Source organism: Helicobacter sp., assembly GCF_022511165.1.
Classification (GTDB): domain Bacteria; phylum Campylobacterota; class Campylobacteria; order Campylobacterales; family Helicobacteraceae; genus Helicobacter_C.
The window spans coordinates 1-17278 of record NZ_JAFLSB010000030.1 but is presented as its reverse complement, the minus strand read 5'-3'; the positions used below and the strand labels follow the sequence as shown (position 1 = coordinate 17278).

The window sequence follows — 17278 nt, the reverse complement described above, 5'->3', positions numbered from 1 at the left end:
GAAAGTCCAAACGGAGTATATAAAATAGAAATAACTGAAATTAAATAGCATTAAGCTATTTTTTTCTTGTTTAAAATAACTTGTTAGTATATAATATAGGAGAAATATGGAGGTATTTATGGCTAAAAAAGATAAGAAAATTACCCCTTTCATCGCGAAAAATAGAGTTTTTTTTAGCTTTTTAATAAATTTCTTGCGATAACAAAATTATAAATACCTTGTAAAATCTCACCTAAAAAACACCTACTCCAACTATAAAAGGTGCAGTAAAATAGATAGTACAAGAAGGAATTCCACTTGCTCCACCTGTTCGTGCATATACATAAGCATAGAGATAAATATACCCACCGGCAAGGCTATGGCTGCAAGGACTGAGAGATAAAACATATTTTAAAAATTTTCATTTTTATCTTTTTGCATAATCCCCTTATATCATTGCACCAATATCATAAAAAGAATGATTTGATTATTAAGAGACAAATCCTTTATCGTAATTTCTGCACATAATCACAGGCAAATTGATTATTTAAATCACACGCACGATGATAAAAATCTTTTGCCTTTGCTAAATCCATTTGCACACTTAAACCCTGCTGATACACCTCCGCACTTAACACACACGCGTATTTTTTCTTTTCATCGCATTTTTGAGAATCTAACTCCAAAGCCTTATGAAGAAAAACTTGAGCTTTTTGTGAATCCTGTTTTGTATTCATTCCATAAAAATAGTAAGAGCCAAGTGTAAAACACGCATTTTCTATATTATGCTCACACATCACATTAAGATATTCCAAGCCTTTTTCTATATCTTTTTGCACACCTCGCCCATCAATAAGCGCGACTGCTTGTATTGTGCACCACTGCTCTCCACCCTCCTTACACGCCTCTAAACTATAATTATATCCTGCTTGATAATATTGCCTAGATTGTTCAAGATTCTTTTGTCCATCTCTTCTATCTTGGGATTTAAGCTCATAATAATTACCTAGATACAAGCACGCTCCGGGGTGCTTTTGATCACAAGCTCTATGCAAAAATTTACTTGCTTCGTCGGCATTTCTTACCCACATCATCACTGCTTGATAAAAATCAGAATCTGCACTCTCTATAGCTTGAAGTAATACACTCTCTTGGGGTGGCTCTTGTTGAGATAAATCTTGTATGTTCTCACTCTCATTTGCCCACATATTCATTACCACAATACCTAGTAAAAAACATTTCAAAACATATTGTTTCATTAACTCGTCCTTTTATTAAGATGCACAAGCTGGGGAAAATTGTGCATTACCATTTGATGATGTGAAAAAAACTGCCCTATATGTGCTTTTATTAGCTCAACATCGCTTAAACGATTAATGAGATTGCGAAACTCACTCGCCCCTTCGTGTCCTTTGGCATAAGCGTGGAGATTTTTGCGAAACATAATCGCTCCACGTTGCCCATAGAATTCTACCATTTTTTGAAAATGTTCCAACACAAGCTCTTTTTTTATAATAGGCGGAATCTCTTGCGTGTGGTTTCTAATCTGCCAAAAAATCCACGGCGCAGAAAGCGCTGCTCTGCCTATCATCACGCCATTTGCACCTGTATGATTAAGCACTTCTTGGGCTTTAGAGGCACTATCAATTTCGCCATTAGCAATCACAGGCAAGGAAACTTGAGCTTTAATAAGCGCGATTGCATCATAATCAATTCTCTCCTTTTTATAGCCATCTGCGCGTGTGCGTCCGTGAATAACTACAAAATCTGATTTAACATCTTTGAGCGCTTGGGCGAGTTCATTTGGAATCTTCTTATCAAAGCCTAAGCGCACCTTAAGGCTTGTATAGGGTGTCTTTGCATTCTCTTTAATGAGGTTGGCTATTTTTACAAGGAGATTCAAATCTTTGAGCAATCCACTTCCATTGCCGTGATTAGCAACCTTTGGAGCAGGGCAACCACAATTTAAATCAATAATATCAATGCCTTCTTGTGTATTTAAAATCTCCACTGCTTGCTTAATAACTGCTTCCTTTGAGCCTGAAATCTGCACGCTATAAGGCTGCTCTTCTTGCGATTTTTCAATCATTTTAAGTGTGCGAGTGTTATTATAAACAAGGGCGTGAGAGCTTATCATCTCACTCACGGTAATATCTACGCCAAAGCCCTTTACCACGCTACGAAAGGGTAAGTCGGTATAGCCCGCAAGAGGGGCTAACATCAAAAGATTCTGAAAATCTATCATTTAATTTCTCTGCTTATAATCCATATAATCAAAGCTTTTTAAAACCCGCCACTTCCCTTGTGTATCAATCACAGCAAGTGCAGGGAGGGGGATTCCATTAAAGGTATTATTTTTAACAATACTATAATGGAGCATATCTTCAAAAATCACTCTATCGCCCACGCATAAAGGTGTATCAAAGCTATAATCCCCTATTACATCGCCTGCAAGACAAGTAGGAGCACCTAAACGATAAATATATGTCCCAGCACGCTCACCCTTATCAGATTCTAAGCCATTACAAGAAAGCTTTGTAAGACGCGGACGATAGGGCATTTCAAGACAATCAGGCATATGAGCAGACGCGCTCACATCAAGGATAGCAATACTCATTTCATTTTCTACAATATCCACCACCTCACCGATAAGAAACCCAACGCCCCAGCCAACTGCTTCACCGGGCTCTAAAAATACCTCTATGTCTTTATATCTTGCTTTAAAATCCTTAATGAGTGTAATCAACAAATCGCGGTTGTAATCTGTTCGTGTAATATGATGTCCACCACCAAAATTAATCCACTTCCTCCCCTCGATGTATCGCCCAAAATGCCCTTCAAAATGTGGCAAGGTGCGCTTTAAGGCGGTGCTATCTTGCTCACAATGTGTATGAAAATGCAATCCACTAATGCCCTCTAAACCATATTTAGCTACACCTTTTTCAAAAGCTTGTGGAGTAATGCCCAAACGCGAACCAGCAATACAGGGGTTATAAAGAGGTAGCTCTACCTCACTATAAAGCGGATTCACGCGTAAGCCCACTTCAATAGGAGTAAGATTTTGCGCTATTAAAGCCTGATTTTTTGCATCTATAAGGGGCTTGAAAGTCTGCCATTGTGCAAAGGAATTAAAAATAATATGTGTGGCGTATTCTAGAATCTGCTCCATTTCCGCCTTTTTATAGGCAGGGGAAAACACGCATACTTCTTTGCCTTGTGCCCTACCACCTATTTCTTCAAAACCCAATCGCGCCTCATATAATCCACTCGCTGTACTCCCACTTAGAATCTTTCGCAGATTCTCAAACACACGCCAAAACGCATAACCCTTAAGTGCAAGCAGAATCTTTGCACCACTTTGTTGCTGCACAATATCTAAGAGAGCGAGGTTAGCATCAAGCTTCTCCTCTTCAAGCACATACGATGGGGAAGGAAGCTGAAGAAGTGTAGAAACTTGACGCATTTATTTCAAAATAAAGCGCCTAACTGCAGCTTCAATTTCCACAGGATTAGATTTAGAGATAAAATCACTTGCATTGAGAGAACGTGCCATATCTTCATTGCTACTTCCACTCATAGAAGAATTTACCACAATGGGCAAATGTGAGGTAGAAGGATTTGCCTTGACTTGTTTAATTACCTCAAATCCACTTGCTTCAGGCATTTCAAGGTCTGTAATAATCATACCCACCGAGCTAATATCTGTTGTAGGCGCAAAGAGATAATCAAGTAGCTGCTTCCCATTTATAAAATCATGATGCACAACCCCAAGTTTATTGAGGATAAGCTGCATTGTGCGAAGCACCGTTGGGCTATCGTCTGCAAGAAGTATGCTTTTGTTTGTCTCCACTTGAGAAATCTTAGCAATACCCTCTTCTTTTTCTTTTTCAATCCAAGGGAACACATCAATAAGCATTCGTTCAATATCCACTACTTGCACCAAACGCCCATCAAAATAACGTGTGCGACTTACGAGTTTTCCATTTTTGCCACCACCGCCGACACCAATACCTTGCTCTATCTCTGTCCATTTTTTATTGAGGATTCTATCTGCTTCATAGATTCTTACCCCAATTGTCCAATGCGAGAATTCACAAATCATAATCACATCTTCTTCTCCGGGTGCTCTTTTTACACCACAATCACGCAAATTTTTACCTTTATTATTACTATCATAAAAAAACCATTTACGCATATCAATAAGAGGAATAGTCAGCTCACGAATAGTAATAAGCCCCTCTACAAGGCTATTATTTTCGTGCGTAACAACCGTGAGTGCACCTCTATACTTAATCACTTCACGAATCTTAAATACATTTACGGCATATAAATCTTTACCTTTTTCTAGGCGAAAACAAAGGAGTTGCAACTCATTATTCTTATGTAGACTCGTTACTTGATCAATGTTTGACATACTTGTTTTGGACATAATCACACCTCGAATTTTCTAAAAATATTTAATCCTAGCACAAAATCACTAAATATAACTTTATATGTTGCTGCTTCTTTGGTTGGATTTTTGACTAAAGCGCATTTTAAGCATAATCGCAACCCAACGCACAATACCATATACGACATAACCACTCATCAAAGCACACAAAGTTTCTTGTGGATTAACATAAATTACACCAAGAAGCAAAATGACGGCTATAAAAGATTTGAAACTCCATTGCATTTTCTTAAAGCTTGGATAGCGAATATTACTTACCATAAGGATACTTAATACAAAACTTCCTCCAAGCATTACATATTCATAATTATGGGCTTTAATCAAATCATACTCTAAATCGACAAGTATCCACAGCATCAGCACAATTGCCGCAGAAGGAATAGGCAACCCAATAAAAAAATGAGGCTCGGAACTTGAAGTGATATTAAAACGCGCTAAACGCACTGCTCCAAGGATTACAAAAATTGCAGGGACACTCATACCCAAACGCCCATAATCAACACCAATATAAAAATAAAGTAAAAGAGCAGGAGCTACGCCAAAAGCCACCACATCAGCAAGAGAATCAAACTCCACACCAAACCTACTCTCTGTATTTGTAAGTCGAGCCACCCTACCATCTAATCCATCAAGAATCATAGAAAACAAAATGAACCAACACGCACTTTCAAAGTCTCCTTTTGAAGCAAAAATAACACTCAAAACACCCAAAAAGATACTGCCGGCAGTAAAAAGATTGGGCAAAATAAAAAGGGGATTAAACTTCATAAAAGTATCCTATTACACTTTGCAATGCCTTTACTCTATCGCCAATGCCAATTTTGAGCTCCATCTCTGCAGAATCTGCACCCTTTTTTTTCTTTTGGGGAATCATAATGCGCGTCATGCCAGCTTTCATAAAGCCCATACGTTCACCAATATCTAAATTACTTGAAGCAAATAATTCTTGCGAAGAAAAAAGTATGGGATAAAATTCAATACAAAAAGCTCTATCTTGCACACTCTCAAAACGCATCATCGCATTAAGCTCATTGCATTTCTCCTTACTACAACACGCAAGATTTAAGCCTTTTTTTTCACTACATTTTCCCTCTATAATATCGCAAGGAGCGCGTATCACACCCACATCAATAAAACGCGTCTCAATGAGAATACTTACCTGCCCCTCACTTGAAGTAATATCTCTTACTATCCCATCAACAGGTGATACAAAAACATTGCTTTCATCAGTAGTTGGAATCCTCTCGGGATTGCGAAACATTACAAGCCATAATACAAATAATACAAATAATACAAATGCACATACATTCCAATCTAACCAAGCCGTGAGTAAAAAGGCTATAAAAAGCACTAACGCGCCACTCCAGCCTTGTTTTGCGATGATTTGTGTAGTTGTCATCTCCCCTCCTTATACTTCTTCTTCCTCAAGTGGTATGAGACGTGATTGCAGATTATGTGCTTCTTCATACTCTACTATAATCTCCCGCACACGCGCACCATCAATCACTTCTTTTTCAAAAAGCTCTTTGACCATATTTTCAATCGCATCACTATAATCCCTCAAGAGATTTTTCACATAATTATAACGTTCATCAAGTGTGTTTTTGATATGTGTATCAATCTCTTGGGCAAGTTGCTCACTAAATTCTCTTTGCGCCCCACCGCCACCTAAAAAAGTATTGCGTTGTTTTTCAAGCACCATTAGTCCGCTCACATCTGTCATACCATAATAGCTAATCATTGATTTTAAAATCCCTGTGGCACGTTCTAAGTCATTACTTGCCCCTGTGGAAATTTCACCCAAAAATACTTCTTCTGCCGCGCGTCCGCCTAAAAGCACATCAACCTCCGCCATAAGCTCGTGTTTTTGCATAAGATAGCGATTTTCTTCAGGTGTATGGAGTGTATAACCAAGTGCTGCCATACCGCGGGGGATAATAGAGACTTTATTAACTCTATCAGCACCCTTTGTCATCTCCGATACCACAGCGTGCCCACTCTCGTGATAAGCCACAATCTTTTTCTCCTTAGGAGAAATACGGCGAGATTTTTTCTCTAATCCCGCAATACCTCGCTCTACTGCCTCCTTGAGATGTTTTTGACTCACTTCCTTTTGATTCTCTCGTCCTGCAAGCAAAGCTGCCTCATTGATAATATTTGCCAAATCCGCTCCAGCAAGTCCTGCTGTAAATTTTGCAATCTCGTGCAAATCCACATCACGCGCTAAGGCGACATTTTTAATATGCACTTTGAGAATCTCCAATCTCCCCTCAAAATCTGGCTTATCAACAAGCACTTGCCTATCAAATCGTCCCGGACGCAATAACGCAGGGTCAAGAATCTCGGGGCGATTTGTCGCTGCAAGCACAATAACAGGGGCAGATTCTGAACCAAAGCCATCCATCTCTGCTAAAAGCTGATTAAGAGTTTGTTCTCGCTCATCATTGCCACCTACCATACTCCCAGCTGCACGGCTTTTACCAATGGCATCAATTTCATCGATAAAAATAATGCTTGGCGCGTCCTTTTTTGCCATTTCAAACAAATCTCTCACACGAGAAGCTCCTAAGCCCACAAACATTTCAATAAAACTACTTCCGCTCATTGAGAAAAATGGCACATTTGCCTCACCCGCTACTGCTTTTGCTAGAAGTGTTTTCCCTGTTCCCGGAGGTCCTACCAAAAGCACACCACGTGGAATCTTTGCACCCACGGCAGCATATCGCTCGGGATATTTTAGAAAATCCACAATCTCTACGACTTCCTCTTTTGCCTCTGCATTACCTGCCATATCATCAAATCGCACATTGGGCTTTTCTGCATTCACAAGCTTTTTGGCATTTCCCATACCAAAAATGCCCCCACCCATACTTTTTTGCATACGCGCTGTAAGAAACATCCAAAGGGCGATAATAATGAAAATAGGCAAAAGCATATTAACCAAATCCCCTAGGAAGCTCCCTTCGCTAAAGCCACTATACTCAATTTTCTTCTCATCAAGCAAAGGCACAAGCCCCAAATCTGCGACTTTTTTAGTCGTGTAAAGAATACGTGGTGAATTATGCACAGAATAGGCTTTAATATAAGTTTGCCCAATACTTACAGATCCAATTTCGCCTTTAGAAATGAGTTCTTTAAGCTCATTGTAGCTAATCTCTTTGGTAACGCTTCCTCCTAAAAACTTATCAGTAAAAGAATCGCTACCATTAGGCGAAAAAAGTTTAAATAAAAGCAAAGCTAAAATCACAAAAATAGCAAAAACAAGAAAAGGATTTTGCTTAAAAGGTGGTTTTTTATCATTAGAATTTTCCATAATTTGTCCTTTTTTTTATTCATTATAAGTTAATCTCAAGGCTACCCAACCCTCTTTAGATTGGACTTCTTGCACATTAAAATCATTAAACGAGCTTATTATATCAAATTTATATTCATCAAGTATCCCAGAGAGTATTAAAAGCCCATTTTTTGCACATTTTGCCTTAAAATCTTCATACAAAAGCTTCACAACAAAAGCTACAATATTTGCCACAATCACATCATATTGCCTAGGTGTATCAAGCGGAGCTTGAGCAATGCTCCCCTGCCACAAACCTTGAAAACACACATCATTGAGTGCTGCATTTTTTTGACTTTCTTGTACTGCAAGCTCATCGGTATCACAAGCATAAACTTTTGCACCAAGCTTACAAGCTGCGATGCCTAAGATTCCGCTTCCACAACCCACATCAAGGAGGGTTTTGCCCTTTAAGTCCATACGACTTAAAAAATCAAGGCACATTGCTGTGCTTGCGTGATGTCCAGAGCCAAAAGCAAGGGCGGGATTAATAATAATCTCTTCATAACTAGCCTCCTTATAATGTGCTTGAGATGCCCTGATAGATTCTCTCCATAATGGACGAATATAGAATCTCCCACATTGCACAGGTTCAATCGAATCTTCATACGCCTTAATCCAATCATAATTTTGCTTTTCTGCAATATGATAACAAAAGCCAACCGCATTTGAAGTAACTTGGCTAAGCGTAGAAGCAAAATAATTAAGAGAAGCTAAAAAATCCTGTATATCAATCTTGTCTGTATCTATACGAGCAATAATCTGTGTTGTTTGATGAGATTGTTTAGCTTGTGTAATATCAAACCCCGCACTCTGCCATAAATAGTCTTCATAAATGATAGCAAAAGGATTTGATGGAAGCGATATGTCAAGATATTCGATAGCACCAAAAGTTTTTTCAATGATAAAATCAGCAAATTGTTCTAAAAAATCACTTGGATGGACAATAATCTCCCAATATGTCTGTTTATCCACTACAATAAGCTTTAAGCCTACTCATTCACGCCTAATACGACTTCGAGTTTTTCTTTAAGCACTTGTGGGGTAAAAGGCTTTACAATATAATTATTTACTCCCGCCTTAAGAGCAGTAATTACCTCTGCTTTACCTCCTTCTGTGGTAACCATAATAATAGGAATAGAGGTATATCGCTCATCACTACGCACCTTTTTGACAAGATCAAGTCCATTCATTTCAGGCATATTCCAGTCAGTAATAAGCACTTGTATGCCTTCTGTGGTATCCATAATCTGCCACGCTTCTACGCCGTGCTCGGCTTCTAAAATATCTTCATATCCCAAACGCTGAAGGGTATTTTTTATAATTCTTCTCATTGTGGAGCTATCATCAACAACTAATAGTTTCAAGCTATCTCCTTAAATTCTTAAATGATAAATGCTATTCTAACATATTTTTATATACAAGTTTATAAAAATACTTACATTTTAGTTTTGCGCTTTCAAAATCTCCCTTACCTTCCATAAAGTCGCAAGGATTCTTGAAGATTAATTTTTCCCTCATAGAATGCTTTTCCTACAATAACACCGCTGATATGAGGATTCTCACTTAAAACCTGAAGCTCACTTGAATGAGCAAAACCACCGCTTGCAATCGTATAAATTCCGCTACAAGAAGCTATGCTTTGAGTAAAAGATACATTAATCCCACTTAAGGCACCATCACGATTAATATCGGTGCAAATAATCGCTTTTATAGCACTTCCTGCAAATTTTTGTGCTAATTCATTTGAATCCATACCGCTCTCTTGCGCCCAGCCTTGCGTAGCTACCTTACCATCACGCGCATCAATGCCAACTGCTATGGGATAAATTTGCGCCATTTCCTTAACAAATGCCCAATTTTTCATTGCTATTGAGCCAAGTATCACTCTTGATATGCCCATTTGCGTATAAAGCTTAATCGTTTCTTCATCGCGAATCCCTCCGCCAAGCTGCACTTGAAGCGATGTAATTTGCAGAATCTGCTCAATGACTTTGAGATTCTGTGGTTTTCCGGCAAATGCTCCGTCTAAATCTACGATATGTAAATATTTTGCACCCATATCTTCAAATTTTTTTGCAAAATCCACTGCCTCTCCATAAACCACAGCGCTCTGCATCTCCCCCTTAAAAAGCCTCACCGCCTTGCCTTCTTTTAAATCAATCGCGGGATAAATATCAAGCGCCATTACTCCTCCTCTTGGGCTTTAAGATTCTCATACATCCACTCCGCACACCACCCCATAAAAGCAAATACCAAAAACGCATAACGCGCGTTAAAGTAATTATCCGAAACAGAAAGCACAGAAGTGCAAAAAAAACAAATAAATATACCCAGCACAAGCAGGGAAAAATTCATATATTCATAAAATGAAAAAAGATTCCTATGCTTTATCATCACCCATATAAGTAGCCCTATACTTACTATAAGCGAAAAAATATCAATATAAGCATACATATTATCGCGATAATAATAAGGTTGCAGTGAAAGCCCAAAAAGCATTATAATAACAACATTTATCGATGGACGCATAGCATAGAGCATTTTGCCAACTTGGCTATTTTGATGAGGGCGCAAGGCAAAAATCTCAAATAAAAGAGGGAGATATACAAAAAATATATATGCGCAAGCAATCAACACAATACGCGGCAAGTAATCCACCATAAGCTCAAAAAAGCCTCGGTGATAAATACTCCCCTCAATCGCAAACATATCCATAATATCCTCTACCTTTGGCACATAAGTGATTTTTAAAATCACAATATACACACATACAACGCCTAGTATTAGTACAATAACGCGCTGTAATGGGTTGGCTACTTGACGCCAACTACTCACAATCACAAACACACTGCACAAGATAAATCCACAAAAAAATAAAAATGTACTCAAATAATCAAATAGCTGATTCTCACGAATGAAAATTAAAAATAAATGTGAAAAAGAATATGAAAATTGCGAGACAAAAAGTGTGAGATTTGTAAAAACAAAAAAGGAGAAAAAAAGGAGTGAAAAAATAATACTAACGCGTGTGGGTTGCTTCATTTTTAATCCTTTTTAGTAATTCCTCAAAAAATATCCATCGATACCATTAGCTATGCCTTGTGCGAGAAGCTTTTGGTAGTCTTTTTTGGCAATAAGCTTCCCCTCGTCTTTATGTGAGGCATAGCCAATCTCAATGAGTACAGAGGGCATAAGCGCACCGGCTAAAACCCAAAATGGACCCTCTCTTACTGCTCCATCGTGGATATTATGCTGTGTGCGCACCCGAGCAAGTATGCCTGATTGAATCTCAATAGCAAGCTTATGTGAAGCCACAAGATGAAAAGCACTGATAGTATTTAAAAAGCTTTTTGTCGCAAAATGGCTCATCGTCTCAATATCACCTTGGTTTTCTGCTTTAGCCACTTGCTCGGCACGCTCACTTCGCGCAGGAGAGAGAAAATAAGTCTCTAAGCCATTAGGCGTTTTAGGAGAATCTTTAGGGATAGAATTTGCGTGAATAGAGACAAACAAATCCGCATTTTTGGCATTAGCAAACTCTGTGCGCTTGCGCAAATCAATATACACATCGCTATCGCGCGTCATATATACGACATAGCCACGACTTTTAAGCTCATCTCTTACAATCCTCGCCGTATTTAGCACAATCACTTTTTCGCATATACTCTCTACACTCTTTGTGCCACAATCCTTGCCTCCGTGCCCCGCATCAATAACTATTTTTTTACCCTTTTGAGCATTTTTGCCTTTAGCTTGAGGTGGTTTTGCCTGTGGTGGTAAAATTGGTATATCTTTATCATCATTTGATAAATTTTCATCGCTGCTCGATAGATTCTCTTTTATAGATTGCTGGGGTTTGGTTTTATTGATTGGTTTTGTTTCTGCCTGTGGTGGCTCGATTTTAGAGGCTACTTGTTTAGCTTCTGCTTTGGGTTTAATAAAAATATAGAGATTCTCTTTTTCTTTAATCACCTCATAGGTTGATTTGGGCTGTGTGGTAATTACCGCACGAACAACTTGGGGCGTGTTTTGCGCAACCTGCAAGGTAGAATTATCTTTAAAAATAAAACTGCGGCGAGGGATAGTGAGATTTGCTTCAAAATCTATAAAACTTCGATTATCTTGCAAATTTTTCACTTGCCAAGTGAGGTCGCTAATATCACTTGCAAAGACAATTTTCACATTACTATCGCCAAAAGGCACCATTCTCACGATGCGATGCTCACTCCATAAGCACATAAATACGAGGCATAAACTTGCTATAACTCGCCACATTTATACCCTTAGTCTTGGACTAATTCAGCAATAATTTCTTTTACGGGCTGAATCTTTTGGATTCTATATCCATTTGCGCCTGTAAAATATAAGCCATACTCCCTATTCCCAAGATGAGCATATCCCAAAGAATCTGCTATACAATAGCCTACCTTTTTTGCTTCCACGCCTCTATGACAAGGCGAAACACAATTACTTATGCACCGAATCTTTGGCGCATTACCCTTTGCTATTGCCTCAAGCACACCTGTTTTTATTGCACGAGCAGGATAGCCTACCGGTGATTTAATAAGCTCAATATCTTCTTTGGAGACAGAAGGCATTAAATCACGATACGCCCTCGCATCACATTCTTCAGAACCAAGCCATCTTGTGCCCATTTGCACCCCACTTGCACCCAAAGAAAGCATTGTATCAATATCTTTTCTATCCCAGATACCTCCTGCAGCAATAACAGGAATATTTCCCCATTTTTTTGCCTCATCTACTACCTGTGGCAGGACATTCTCAAGCTGATATTCTTCCTTAAAACAATCCTCATAACTAAAGCCCTGATGTCCCCCACTTAGAGGTCCCTCTACCACCACTGCATCAGGCGTTCTTGCGTATCGTGCAGCCCAACGCTTACAAATAATCTTTAATGCTTTAGCAGATGATACAATAGGCACAAGCGCAACATCAGGGAAATTTTTAGTAAATTCAGGCATATTTGTAGGAAGTCCAGCACCTGTTACAATAATATTTGCCCCCGCTTCGCACGCATCTCGCACTACTCGCCCATATTCATTAATTGCATAAAGGATATTTGCCCCTAGAGGATTATTACCACAGATTTTGCGTGCATTTTTAAAAATCTCATTGAGGGCGTGTTTAGAGTAAAAATTAATCGCTTCAAAGGGTTTAGAATGAGCAATTTTTTCAACAAATTGCATTTTTTGATAATATCCTGTACCTACTGCGCTAATAATACCAAGTGCCCCTTCTTTAGACACATTGCCAGCAAGTTTGTCCCAGCTAATACCCACGCCCATACCACCTTGAAAAATCGGGTATTTAATCGTATGTTTTCCTATTTGAAGCGATTTTAGTCCCATTCTATCCCCTTACGAAATGATCACCTTTGCAAAACGTCTTTTGCCAATTTGCACGATATACTCACCTGCTGATAACTTCAAATTCTCATCGAGCATCTTTTCTTTATTGATTTTCAATGCCCCTGCACGAATATCTCTCCGCGCTTGAGAAGTAGATTCACATAATCCTGCAATCACAAGCACTTTGGCTATCCATTCACCGCTATCGCAGTTAAATACAGCTAAATCTGCGGGTATTTCATCTTTGCTAAATACATTGTCAAATTCTATTTTAGCTTGTTTTGCTAAATCAATACTATGATAACGCGCACTTATTTCAAGGGCAAGATTCTCTTTTACAGCCTTAGGGTGCATCTCCCCTGCTTGCACTTGCTCTTTAAGATGCTTAATTTCTGCCAAAGAAAGAGTGGAGAGCAATTCATAATAACGCCACATCATCTCATCGCTAATGCTTAGAATCTTCGCATACATTGTATTTGCGGATTCTGTAACACCAATATAATTTTGCAAAGATTTACTCATTTTTTGCACACCATCAAGTCCTTCTAATAAAGGCATTGTCATTACAGATTGCTCTTTATTTAAGCCATAGGCTCTCTGCAAATGTCGCCCCACCAAGAGATTAAACTTTTGATCATTTCCTCCTAGCTCAATATCACACTTTAAAGCCACAGAATCATAGCCTTGCAAAAGCGGATACATAAATTCCACCATAGAAATAGGCTGATTATTATTATAACGTTTTGTAAAATCATCGCGTTCAAGCATACGCGCAACAGAAAATTTAGAAGTAAGAGTAATCATTCCTGCTGCACCAAGCTCATTTAGCCATTGAGAATTAAAGCATATTTGTGTGTAGGCAGGATTAAGCACCTTAAATACCTGCTCTTTATAAGTTATAGCATTTGCTTCTACTTGCTCTTTGCTTAAAGGTTTTCTTGTCTCACTTTTACCACTTGGATCACCAATAGTCGCCGTAAAATCACCAATAAGAAATTTCACATCTCCACCATAGTGCTGAAAAGTGGCAAGTTTTTGCAAAAGCACCGTGTGTCCTAAATGCAAATCAGGTGCAGTAGGATCAAATCCTGCTTTCACGCAGAATCTCTCCCCTGTAACAAAAAATTTCTCTACCAAGTTTTTGATGTATTCTTCTCCAATAAATTCCACACAACCACGTGAAATCTCTTGCATAGCCTCTTGTATCTGCGTTTTCATCTTATTCCTTTCTATTCTGAATACACATCTTTAAGATTCTTAAACTCAATGATTTTATACTTTTTATGCAAGAACTCCTTTAAACTTTTAATCTCGCTATGTTCACTCTCAAAACACATCTTACAATATGTCGCAAACTGCTGATTGAGTACATCATAATCAATACTTAGAATCTTGCAATTATGCTCTGCGAGTGTGCCGCATAATTGCGCCAAAACGCCCTTTTGATTTTCAATAGCAAGAATCATCTTATAAGCACTTTTTTGCTCACTCGTCCATTCCACAAAAAGCATTTCACTGCCTTGCTCTATTTCATTTAAAGCCCTCTCACACATTTTATGATGGATGTAGGCTTTTTGCGCACTCTTAATCGCCAAAATATCATCACCATATTTAGGGTGGCAGCAGTAGTCAAAAATCACCTCATTGATGTTGCGATTTGTATGCACAATGATATTATCAAATGTAAGGGGTTTGAGCTTAAGCATATTGATTTTAATTTTGCCTAAAAAATTTGCATCGCGCACAAAATTGCCCTTGATGCTATCCTCGATTTCTTTTAAAAATACTAAATCTGAAGCAGCTTTATAAAATTGCGATTCAAGCTTGTGTTCTTTAAGATAATTTGTAATAGTATCTGTAGAGCTATCAAAGATTGTTTGCAAAATATGCAATGCGACTTTTTTATCAATCTCTTTTACTTTGGCGCGACATTGCGCACGAATATGATTCTTTGCTCGAGAAGTCTTCACTGCATCAATCCAAGTGCAACGTGGAGGAATTTTCTCTCCATTTTGCGAAACTACCACACGCACAATCTCCCCATTTTTTAAAGGCTGAAGCAAAGAGGCTTTTTTGTGGTTAATAAATACCTCTTTAGCATTATCACCTATATCACTATGCACCGCATAGGCAAAATCAAGAGCTACTGCACCTACGGGGAGATTATAAATATCTCCTGCGGGAGAAAAAACCACCATATCTTCTTTATATAAATCATTTTTGGCTAGCTCATAAAATTCCTCAATGCTATTATGCTGATATTGTAAGTTATTAAGCCACTCAAGATTTGGCTCTCTCCCGCCATTTTTATATTTCCAATGCGCTGCCACACCATATTGAGCAGATTTGTGCATATCAAAAGTGCGAATCTGCACCTCATAAATACTTGCTCCCTCAAAAATAGTTGTGTGGATTGTTTGATAACCATTCTCCTTAGGAATAGCAATATAATCCTTAAGGCGCGAAATTACAGGCGTAAGCTGCAAGTGCAATAACCCTAATACTTTATAACATTCTAAGTCTGTGGGGACAATAATGCGCACTGCGAGTAAATCTAAGATTTCATCAATACTGATGCCTTTGCGTTGCATCTTAAGATAAATAGAATAAAAACGTTTGACACGACTTTCAACAACAAAATCCTTTTGCGTGAATCCATTCTGCAAGAGAATAGTTGTAATCTTTTGGGTAAATTCGTTAAGTTTTAAGGTAATAGATTGATTATTCTCGCTGATATAATTTTCAATATTTTTATATTCTTGGGGAAAGAGATAAAAAAAACTTCTATCCTCCAACTCATTTTTAAGTGAAGAAATACCAAGTCTATGAGCAATAGGTGCATACACCATTAATGTCTCTTCAGAAATGCGCTTTTGCTTATGTGGAGGAAGCGCATCAAGGGTAAGCATATTGTGCATTCTATCGCTAATTTTAATCACAAGCGCACGCACATCTTTAATTGAAGCAAGAAGCATTTTACGGAAGCTTAGAGCAGAAGCGATAAATTTATCATTAGGATTGCTGCTTAGCTTCTCGCTGCGAATCTCTACAATTTTTGTTAGCGCATCAACTAAATGCCCCACATCCCAATCAAATTCCCTTTGCACTTCTTCAAGCGAACATAAAGTATCTTCTACAACATCGTGCAAAAGCGCTGCACAAAGCATTATCTCATCACCACCATAAAATGCGACAATACACGCCACACAAATTGGATGCACGACATAGGGTATGCCACTTTTGCGGAATTGCCCCTCATGTGCGCTCATTGACACATCAATAGCCTTTTGCACCTTTGGGGTAATTTCTGTTAGGCTTCCAAGCTGGGCAATAGCCGATTCTATATTGTCAATTTGGGCAATCTGGGCAAAGAAGTCCAAAATCTCTCCCTATTCCCTATCCTCAATTGATGAGAGCTTGATTTTTCCTTCAGCAATCTCACGCATTGCAATATCAGACAATTTATGCAATTTCACATCTAAATCTACAAGTGGTTTTGCACCCTCTCCAAGCTCTTTAACGCGCTCAAAAATAAGGCTTGCAAGCACGTATCTATCATCATTTACTCTTTCGAGCGCCTTTGCGGCAATTTCTTCTGTTCGTAATATATCCATAAATCTATCCTTTAGAGTATTTTTAGTTGGGAATTGTATCGTTTTTTTGTTTGATTTAGCTTTTGTTTTATGTTATTTCACAATAGAGCAAATACCCTTATCAAATTTTACCAAATCAAGCAAATTGCCTTTTTTAAACATATTGCATACAAGAATGGGAAGTTTATTATCCTTAGCAAGGGCAATTGCTGTATCGTCCATTACCTTGATATGATCCCTCAAAGCCTCATCATAACTTATACTTTTAAGCATTTTTGCATCGCTAAATTTATGCGGATCTTTGTCATACACGCCATCAACTTTTGTCGCCTTAATGATTATATCCGCGCCAATTTCTACTGCACGCAAAGTCGCTGCGCTATCGGTAGTAAAAAATGGATTCCCTGTGCCAGCGCCAAAAATCACTACGCGTCCTTTTTCTAAATGCCTAATTGCGCGGCGATAAATATAGCTTTCACACACTTCCTTAATCTCCAAAGCACTCTGCACACGCACATCAATGCCCAAATGCTCCAAAGCCTCCTGCATA

General features: G+C 38.4%; 16 protein-coding genes and 1 pseudogene. All 17 read right to left on the bottom strand.

Translation table 11 applies throughout. The features are described 5' to 3' along the window. Positions 1–485: 485 nt before the first annotated feature. A complete protein-coding gene (locus tag J1E28_RS05540) occupies positions 486–1238 on the bottom strand; it encodes a tetratricopeptide repeat protein (RefSeq protein ID WP_291027583.1) in 753 nt (250 codons plus the stop codon). Then, entirely contained in the window at positions 1238–2221 is a 984-nt protein-coding gene (locus J1E28_RS05535) for a tRNA-dihydrouridine synthase (protein WP_291027585.1), read from the bottom strand. The genes J1E28_RS05540 and J1E28_RS05535 overlap by 1 nt, the downstream gene beginning before the upstream one ends. 3 nt (positions 2222–2224) lie before the next feature. After that, a complete protein-coding gene (gene nspC, locus J1E28_RS05530; protein WP_291027581.1) occupies positions 2225–3442 on the bottom strand; it encodes a carboxynorspermidine decarboxylase in 1218 nt (405 codons plus the stop codon). Next, complete coding sequence (locus J1E28_RS05525; protein ID WP_291027579.1) at positions 3443–4408, bottom strand: chemotaxis protein; 966 nt, start codon at positions 4406–4408, stop codon at positions 3443–3445. It abuts the gene before it with no gap. A 60-nt stretch (positions 4409–4468) separates the two neighbouring features. Next, positions 4469–5197, bottom strand: coding sequence for a CDP-diacylglycerol--serine O-phosphatidyltransferase (gene pssA / locus J1E28_RS05520; protein ID WP_291027577.1), 729 nt, complete (start codon positions 5195–5197; stop codon positions 4469–4471). Then, positions 5187–5828, bottom strand: a complete 642-nt coding sequence (locus J1E28_RS05515; RefSeq protein WP_291027575.1) for a phosphatidylserine decarboxylase — start codon at positions 5826–5828, stop codon at positions 5187–5189. Before J1E28_RS05515 ends, pssA begins: the two co-directional genes overlap by 11 nt. A 9-nt stretch (positions 5829–5837) precedes the next feature. Continuing rightward, positions 5838–7742, bottom strand: coding sequence for an ATP-dependent zinc metalloprotease FtsH (ftsH, locus tag J1E28_RS05510; protein WP_291027573.1), 1905 nt, complete (start codon positions 7740–7742; stop codon positions 5838–5840). Positions 7743–7757: 15 nt separating this feature from the next. Next, complete coding sequence (locus J1E28_RS05505; RefSeq protein WP_291027571.1) at positions 7758–8738, bottom strand: 50S ribosomal protein L11 methyltransferase; 981 nt, start codon at positions 8736–8738, stop codon at positions 7758–7760. A 17-nt stretch (positions 8739–8755) separates the two neighbouring features. Further along, positions 8756–9130, bottom strand: a complete 375-nt coding sequence (locus tag J1E28_RS05500) for a chemotaxis response regulator CheY (RefSeq protein ID WP_291027569.1) — start codon at positions 9128–9130, stop codon at positions 8756–8758. Positions 9131–9234: 104 nt separating this feature from the next. Beyond that, positions 9235–9951, bottom strand: coding sequence for a 1-(5-phosphoribosyl)-5-[(5-phosphoribosylamino)methylideneamino]imidazole-4-carboxamide isomerase (gene hisA / locus J1E28_RS05495; RefSeq protein WP_291027567.1), 717 nt, complete (start codon positions 9949–9951; stop codon positions 9235–9237). Then, on the bottom strand, positions 9951–10808 hold the full coding sequence (locus J1E28_RS05490; protein ID WP_291027565.1) for a hypothetical protein: 858 nt from the start codon (positions 10806–10808) through the stop codon (positions 9951–9953). The genes hisA and J1E28_RS05490 overlap by 1 nt, the downstream gene beginning before the upstream one ends. 12 nt (positions 10809–10820) lie before the next feature. Continuing rightward, entirely contained in the window at positions 10821–12041 is a 1221-nt protein-coding gene (locus J1E28_RS05485; RefSeq protein WP_291027563.1) for an N-acetylmuramoyl-L-alanine amidase, read from the bottom strand. An 8-nt stretch (positions 12042–12049) separates the two neighbouring features. Beyond that, on the bottom strand, positions 12050–13135 hold the full coding sequence (locus J1E28_RS05480) for a nitronate monooxygenase (protein WP_291027561.1): 1086 nt from the start codon (positions 13133–13135) through the stop codon (positions 12050–12052). 9 nt (positions 13136–13144) lie between these two features. Continuing rightward, complete coding sequence (tyrS, locus tag J1E28_RS05475) at positions 13145–14353, bottom strand: tyrosine--tRNA ligase (protein ID WP_291027559.1); 1209 nt, start codon at positions 14351–14353, stop codon at positions 13145–13147. Positions 14354–14364: 11 nt separating this feature from the next. Next, the gene (locus tag J1E28_RS05470; protein ID WP_291027557.1) at positions 14365–16515 is read right to left on the bottom strand and encodes a RelA/SpoT family protein; all 2151 of its coding nucleotides are present in this window, start codon (positions 16513–16515) and stop codon (positions 14365–14367) included. A 9-nt stretch (positions 16516–16524) separates the two neighbouring features. Then, positions 16525–16749, bottom strand: coding sequence for a DNA-directed RNA polymerase subunit omega (locus tag J1E28_RS05465; RefSeq protein ID WP_291027555.1), 225 nt, complete (start codon positions 16747–16749; stop codon positions 16525–16527). 72 nt (positions 16750–16821) lie between these two features. Next, positions 16822–17278, bottom strand: a pseudogene (locus tag J1E28_RS05460) (UMP kinase); the annotation flags it as partial.

What these genes read in the sequence shown, in the direction of transcription:
- tyrS (WP_291027559.1), bottom strand. Translation starts at nt 14,353, where the DNA reads ATGAAAACGCAGATACAAGAGGCTATGCAAGAGATTTCACGTGGTTGT.
- pssA (WP_291027577.1), bottom strand. Translation starts at nt 5,197, where the DNA reads ATGAAGTTTAATCCCCTTTTTATTTTGCCCAATCTTTTTACTGCCGGC.
- J1E28_RS05465 (WP_291027555.1), bottom strand. Translation starts at nt 16,749, where the DNA reads ATGGATATATTACGAACAGAAGAAATTGCCGCAAAGGCGCTCGAAAGA.
- J1E28_RS05515 (WP_291027575.1), bottom strand. Translation starts at nt 5,828, where the DNA reads ATGACAACTACACAAATCATCGCAAAACAAGGCTGGAGTGGCGCGTTA.
- hisA (WP_291027567.1), bottom strand. Translation starts at nt 9,951, where the DNA reads ATGGCGCTTGATATTTATCCCGCGATTGATTTAAAAGAAGGCAAGGCG.
- ftsH (WP_291027573.1), bottom strand. Translation starts at nt 7,742, where the DNA reads ATGGAAAATTCTAATGATAAAAAACCACCTTTTAAGCAAAATCCTTTT.
- J1E28_RS05540 (WP_291027583.1), bottom strand. Translation starts at nt 1,238, where the DNA reads ATGAAACAATATGTTTTGAAATGTTTTTTACTAGGTATTGTGGTAATG.
- nspC (WP_291027581.1), bottom strand. Translation starts at nt 3,442, where the DNA reads ATGCGTCAAGTTTCTACACTTCTTCAGCTTCCTTCCCCATCGTATGTG.
- J1E28_RS05480 (WP_291027561.1), bottom strand. Translation starts at nt 13,135, where the DNA reads ATGGGACTAAAATCGCTTCAAATAGGAAAACATACGATTAAATACCCG.
- J1E28_RS05525 (WP_291027579.1), bottom strand. Translation starts at nt 4,408, where the DNA reads ATGTCCAAAACAAGTATGTCAAACATTGATCAAGTAACGAGTCTACAT.
- J1E28_RS05485 (WP_291027563.1), bottom strand. Translation starts at nt 12,041, where the DNA reads ATGTGGCGAGTTATAGCAAGTTTATGCCTCGTATTTATGTGCTTATGG.
- J1E28_RS05490 (WP_291027565.1), bottom strand. Translation starts at nt 10,808, where the DNA reads ATGAAGCAACCCACACGCGTTAGTATTATTTTTTCACTCCTTTTTTTC.